This window comes from Paracholeplasma vituli (assembly GCF_025446935.1).
GTDB classification, from domain to species: domain Bacteria; phylum Bacillota_I; class Bacilli_A; order Acholeplasmatales; family UBA5453; genus Paracholeplasma; species Paracholeplasma vituli.
Window position 1 is genome coordinate 63900 of record NZ_JAOEGN010000012.1, and the last position, 6595, is coordinate 70494.

Annotated in this window: 7 protein-coding genes and 1 pseudogene; 7 read left to right on the top strand and 1 reads right to left on the bottom strand. The window is 34.6% G+C overall.

Going from position 1 to position 6595, the window contains the following annotated elements; translation table 11 throughout:
- Positions 1 to 79 precede the first annotated feature (79 nt).
- A complete protein-coding gene (locus N7603_RS06805) occupies positions 80 to 520 on the bottom strand; it encodes a hypothetical protein (RefSeq protein ID WP_262096662.1) in 441 nt (146 codons plus the stop codon).
- A gap of 257 nt (positions 521 to 777) precedes the next feature.
- Here N7603_RS06805 and N7603_RS06810 point away from each other — a divergent pair, with 257 nt between their 5' ends.
- The 7 genes and pseudogenes from N7603_RS06810 to N7603_RS06835 all read left to right on the top strand — a co-directional run.
- Positions 778 to 1728 carry a sensor domain-containing diguanylate cyclase gene (locus N7603_RS06810; protein ID WP_262096663.1) on the top strand — a complete coding sequence of 317 codons (951 nt, stop codon included), beginning with the start codon at positions 778 to 780 and terminating at the stop codon, positions 1726 to 1728.
- Between the two features lie 172 nt (positions 1729 to 1900).
- A pseudogene (locus N7603_RS09105) lies at positions 1901 to 2149 on the top strand (VOC family protein); the annotation flags it as partial.
- Between the two features lie 153 nt (positions 2150 to 2302).
- Entirely contained in the window at positions 2303 to 2452 is a 150-nt protein-coding gene (locus N7603_RS06815) for a hypothetical protein (protein ID WP_262096664.1), read from the top strand.
- A 159-nt stretch (positions 2453 to 2611) separates the two neighbouring features.
- On the top strand, positions 2612 to 3289 hold the full coding sequence (locus N7603_RS06820; RefSeq protein WP_262096665.1) for a hypothetical protein: 678 nt from the start codon (positions 2612 to 2614) through the stop codon (positions 3287 to 3289).
- Between the two features lie 140 nt (positions 3290 to 3429).
- A complete protein-coding gene (locus tag N7603_RS06825; protein ID WP_262096666.1) occupies positions 3430 to 5145 on the top strand; it encodes an InlB B-repeat-containing protein in 1716 nt (571 codons plus the stop codon).
- Between the two features lie 67 nt (positions 5146 to 5212).
- Complete coding sequence (locus N7603_RS06830; RefSeq protein WP_262096667.1) at positions 5213 to 5554, top strand: hypothetical protein; 342 nt, start codon at positions 5213 to 5215, stop codon at positions 5552 to 5554.
- Between the two features lie 94 nt (positions 5555 to 5648).
- Positions 5649 to 6595, top strand: a 947-nt coding sequence (locus N7603_RS06835; RefSeq protein WP_262096668.1) for an RNA-guided endonuclease InsQ/TnpB family protein, incomplete at its 3' end; no start/stop codon positions are given.

A 6595-nucleotide genomic window follows, 5' to 3' on the forward strand; every position in this document is an offset into this window, starting at 1 on the left:
AACGTCCTAAATAATTAAAAACCTTTCTAGCATATTTTCCATAAAACATGGGGTATCCTGGCTAGAAAGGTTCTATATTTTATGGCGGCCAAGCGTAGAATAATCCTAAGAAAATACCGATGACTAAAGCGAAATAGTAGTACCAAACGACTTTTTTCTTAACCATGAAGATTAAGGAAAGAAGCACAAATAAAGTTGTCAAAGCTAAGAATAACCCTGTGTTGTCATAAAATGTAAGGATAATCGCGATGACTGCGACACAATTGGGACCAACAAACAGTGCAGCTTTCCAAAAATCAGTTAGTTTCGTATGTATCAATCCAAGAAAGAGTATGTATAAAAAGCATGCTAAACCGATACGAAGTTGATCTGCCGGAAATCCTTGTGGGTTTGTTGGGTAAAATAGAGTTTCTAAACCAAGATATATGCCAAGATATGTTGTCAGTATTAGCACAACCTCGAAAATCCAATTAAAAGAATGAGTAAACCAGAGAATATCTCCTTTTTCTTCATAAGTCATCCCCTCCCAAAAAATGGATTAGTTATTACACTTTCATTATATCACTTTACACGGTTTGGTGTTTCTGAATCCAAAATCCTAACGAAAATGAATATGTAAGGAAAGAATACTTCATTTATTCATTATATATAGTCAATAGATGCATTCTTTCGCATAAAAGCCTTAATAGGCCTTATTTAGAGAAATAATGTATCTTTTTTTGCGTAAACCGTGTATCATATCTATATAAGTAATACTATATCCAAGGGGACGACCTTATGAAAATTAACAAGCAAACCATCATGTCATATCAAAATTTTAATGCGTTGTCGAACGATGTCATTGAACTCGCAAAAGAAATCATGCCAAACAAGGTTATTTATATCAATTTTTTAAATGAAAAAGTTCAAGTGACGATGCGCGTATCTAAGAACAACACCGACGTTAATGTTAAAGAAGGCATTACCATACCTGTAGATGATGCGATTTGTAACCAAATTGATTATCAAAGCGGTAAACCACTGATACTTGAAAACATTAGAGAAAACCAGTTTAATGAACGCGTGAATAAAACCATTCGTGACTTAAATATGGGTTCATATGTAGGCATACCCATTTCGTTTAAAAATGGTGTACGTTTTGGAACACTGTGTGCAGCACATCACGATAAGAGTCATTTTGACGATAAAGATGTTGCATTGTTAAGTTCTATCGCTAAGTTGTTCTCATATTATATTGAGCTCGAACAACTCGCATATAAAGACCCACTAACAAATTTATACAATAGTCAGTTTCTATTGAGCCGTAAAGATGAAATGATCCAAAATGGTGGATTGGCGATTTTGTTGGATCTCGACCATTTCAAAAACGTGAACGACCAGTTCGGTCACATGGTTGGTGATGATATTTTAGTTGAAGTTGGTAGCAAATTAACCAAGTTCATTGAGCCCTATACGGATGCCTATGCATTCAGACTAGGTGGCGATGAGTTCTTAGTCTATATCAAGGAACACATTGATTATAAAACAGCGGAAGCTTTAATGGATGTACTTTTGAACGAATTAAGACATTGGAAAACACCGATTGGTGATATTTCACTAAGTTCTAGCATAGGTGCAATTCAATTTGTAGCCAATGATTTTAGTGATACCACAGATCTACTTACCCACTGTGATACTTTGCTTTATAAATCTAAACATAAAGGAAAAAACACATTTATATTAGAATAGCAGCACTTAAGCCCTTAGGTTTCTAAGGGTTTTTTTGATTTTCATAGATCAAATGCAATCCACTTGTAATCTTAATGGTATATCGGATGTAAAAAAATCGAATTCGAGATAATATTGAATGTCGTCATAAGAAAGGACTTTACCTGTGAAAAAAACATAAGGGTTTCACCATATTATCTCGATTGTAGGATACCCACAAGAAAATATCGATTTTAATGCAGGCGTTTTAGGGTTAAGTCCTGTTAAGAAAACAGTAAACTTCGATGACCCAAGGACTGTCATCACCTTCTTTAATTGGGCTAAATCACCCAAAAGTAAAATCGGAGGTGGACAAGTTGGCGTGACCACCTATGTCATACCCAAAGGTTCGATGGCATTTAGGGCTCAAAGATTAAAGAAGTTTAATATACCAACAAAAAAGTCAAAAGATTAAAACTTACCCAATCGATATAAAATGAAAGTCGAATCTAACATGGGATACTTTTTGGATGATTACACATTCACGCCCTTTAGGAATCAAGGTTTTCATACATGGTCAATCCAAGAGAGAATAAGACTATGTATAAAACAAGATATGAAAACACTTAAAGCACATGTATTGGCTTACAATACATTCTCACTAAATAGTTACTTAAAAGCAGGATTCGAAGTAGTCAAGAGCATTCATTTCTACCGTTTTGGAAAATGGATTATAAAGCATGAAATAAATAGGCGAAAACATTAGCGATAGTATAAATCATATATAATGAGTGCAGTTCTAGAAAAACTAAGGAAATGTTAGTTTATAATTTATCCTTAGTTTTATTAAAAAATATTTGAAATCGTATTCATTGTGATATAATGATTACCAATTAAGATTACACACTAAAGGAGCTGAGTTCACATGAAATTGATAGCTGGTATTTTCATAGGATTATTGACAATTATTCAAACGACTTTACCCATAAAGGAGTCTAGTAGAGATGTTGAGATAACTGCGGTTGAAGCGACATCAACGATGGATTTTGTTAATGAGAAGACCACATTAGTCATGGAACTCACCATTCGAAATGGTTATCACCACGATATTAAGGAAACCACGCTCGTGCTCGATACCTATTTAGAAGGTGTCTTTCAAAAGCGTGTAACACTTTTAATCAAGGATGACATCAGACATTTTCACACACAAGAAGTGAAAGTAACACAAGTCTACGATGAGGTTTATTTTGACGAAATTGATATCATTTCAATTAATACACTAGAAAAGACATTTTTTCAAACCTATCAACTCATAATCAGCTCGGCTCTATTCTATAATTTCATCCTATTCTTCATGTGGTCGGTGTTCAATCGTCACCAAAATTATATCTTGTCAGAAATAAAAGATGTCTTGATTTATCAATGGTGGTATTTCTTAGTATGCGTCTTAGTAATACCCGTAGTTGTAAATATTCTTGGTCTAGTCGGTCGATTCCAGTTTATGGATACCGTTTATGGTTGGATATACTTCTTATCCGTACTAATTACCTTCCCGGCTTATTATGGATTACTAATGTTGTATCATTATGTTAAAGAACGCTAGTTCAAGCGTCTAATAAACATTTTCTAAATTTAAATAAATATGGCTGAAATTCTCTTAGTAGTACATAAATTATGTTTATCTATAAAAAGCGTTTGAATGTGCTATAATATACACACTATAACGATAAAGGGGATTTAAGCATGCATACACGTTTCAAACAAAGCATAATTGCGATGATGGTTCTCACAATGATGCTTTTTTTGTTTGGCTGTGAAGCGAAACAAAACTCAGGTGAACCAATTATTGAAGAACCCATTAAGTACACACTAACTTTCGATACCGATGGTGGAAGTGTCGTAAATAGTATGTTATTAGAAGCGGGAGATTCGATTACATACCCAAAGAATCCAACCAAAGCGGGGTATGTTTTTAATGGTTGGAATATGACAATTCCTTCGGTTATGCCTGCTGAAAACATCACAGTTAAAGCTATTTGGGTAGCTGAAAAATACACCCTAAGCTTCGATACCGATGGCGGGTCTCTAATGGATCCAATGGTTATCGATTACTTAAGTCCGATTGGGGAAATCACTGAACCAACTAAGTTAGGTCATACCTTTAAAGGTTGGGACAAAGATATTCCAGAAATAATGCCAAATGAGGGTTTATCACTAAAAGCTTTATGGGATATTAATGAGTACACGATTACATTTGATACCGATGGAGGATCTCTTATTGAAGCGATTATCGCACCTTATCAAAGTCCTGTAGAAGTTCCTGTTCAACCCACAAAATTCGGATATACATTTGTGGGATGGAGCCAACCGATTCCTGAACTTATTCCGGCTGAAAACATCACCATAAAAGCACTTTGGACACCGATTCCGGTTGCTAAAGACACGCTCTTTAAAGAAGATTTTGAAGCATTACAAAACGAAAAAGACTCTGGAAACAACTTCAGTGAATACATAGATTTCGACTATATGGGCAATACCCCAATTTTATGGGAAATCATTAACGGTCGAATTGATATTGGTATGAAAGCTGGCGGAAATGCCATCACACTCGGTGGTTTTGGTAATGAAATCACTCAAGCTGGTATGGGGAGAATTTATGGTAGTTTAAGTGAGGGTATTCAAATGTTATCGTTTGACGCGAGATTGCCATTCTCACCTAAATCAACCTACCCACAAGGCAATGGTTCGGATAAAGCGATTAACGTAAGAATAAAAGTCTACATCAACGATATACTTATTGAAACCTTACAATTCAAGGACGATGATGAAGCTAACAAAGGTAAAACATTTACCCTTGAAAACCTCAATATTAAAGGGGATTATACATTATCTATAGAGATTAGTAGTGGACACCGTTTAACCATTGATAACCTATCTTGGATGACCAATGTAGCGCCCAAAGCAGAAGTTGAATCGGTTCTCATTAATTTCGAAGACGATCGTTTTGATTTTGATAATAATGAAACAGAACATACCCTAAACGGTATCTTATTCGCACTCAAAGAAGTACATACCTTAGTCATGCACGGCGAAAAAGAACTGGCTTATATGGATTCGTCCAAACAAGGTTCTGTCGTAGCCCGCTTTAGAGGCGATAAAGACGATTACTTTTCTACACCTGTAGCATATATGTACAATGTGAATCCATTGGAATATGTATCAAAACTGACATTTGATGCGCGTCTATTCGGCTCACAAACTTATTTTTCATACGACGCTTTGATTGAGATCTTTATCTATGATAAATCTTCATCATCCTTTGTTTTACTAGAAACCATTTCTGAATTAGGTACTACCTTTGAATCCTATGAAATTTCAATTAACGAATCCAATGTGATTCTAAAAATACAAGTCACTCAAGGTAAAGTCAATTTGGACAACATCCTATACCACGCCTAAAGAAGCATATCTTTTTTGAAGCCTCTAATCCTTTGATATAATAAGGACACCTTAAGGAGGTCATTATATGAAAAAAGTAGTAAAATTTAGATTTGAAGAGAAAGAGGGCTATCTAAGTGTGGTTGAAAAAAACGACACCTATTACGCACTTGTACATAAGGACACACCCAAAATCCAACAAGCGCTTATTACACATACGTTAACATTATCATTTGAATTAAAACAACCCGTATATCAAGATGTACCTGTTGAGATATCGATGGATGCTGATGAAGTTCTATGGGTTTATAAAACCTTAGAGGCAGAGAAGAATTTATACTTTAAACAGTTAGATGATTCACTATGTGTGATCAGATTTAACAACACAATCAAGAAGTCCCCTACCTCTATAGGTGGTGGGATGAATTGATTTATTTTATATTTACAAATCATAATAAATAATGTTATAATAAAGGTGTATTCATACACGTTTCTGCACTCTACTGAAAGCCAAGGTGAACCGAATGAATAAAGCCTTTAAGTTTAGGATCTATCCAAACCCAACTCAACAGACGTTGATTCATATGACCCTTGGACATAATAGATTTCTATGGAATAAGATGTTAGAAGACAAACAGAAACACTATGAATTGAATAAAACCCACTTATATAACCGTCCAGCTCAATATAAAGATACTTATCCTTTTCTAAAAGATATTGATTCATTGTCTCTTTCAAATACCCAACTCAACCTAGAAAAAGCGTTTAGAATGTTCTTTAAGCGTAAACAAGACTTACCTAAGTTCCACTCTAAGAAACAAGATTATGGTTACACAACCAATCTTGTAAACAATAACATCGTTCTATTAAAAGGCTACATCAAACTCCCTAAACTGGGTGATGTTAAAATCAAACAACATAGGGTGATTCCTAGTGAAATGACTTTAAAGAGTGTAACCGTATCTAAGACAAGTACGGGTAAGTATTATGTATCCATACTCTATGAATACAAAAAAGAGATTAAGAAACAAGAAATCAAAACATCCATTGGACTCGATTTCTCGTTGAATCATTTTTATGTGGATGATCAGGGATTCAAACTAGATTATCCAAAAGATATTCAAACAGACTATAGTAAACTGAGAATCCTTCAAAGAAGTTTATCTAGAAGAATTAAGGGTTCTAGTAATTATAATAAGAAGGTATTAGACATCGCCTTATTACATGAACGAATTAGACATAAGAGAGATGACTTTATACATAAACTATCCTACGCGATAACCAAGCGTTATGATTTAGTGAGTGTAGAAGGTTTGAATCTCATTGAGATGTCTCAAACGAGTCCTTATTACGCCAAACAAGTATCCAGGTTTGGATGGACAAGATTTGTTTCATTCTTGAAGTATAAGTTAGAAACACAAGGTAAGACCCTAATGGTGATGGATAAGTGGTATCCATCCTCAAAGACCTG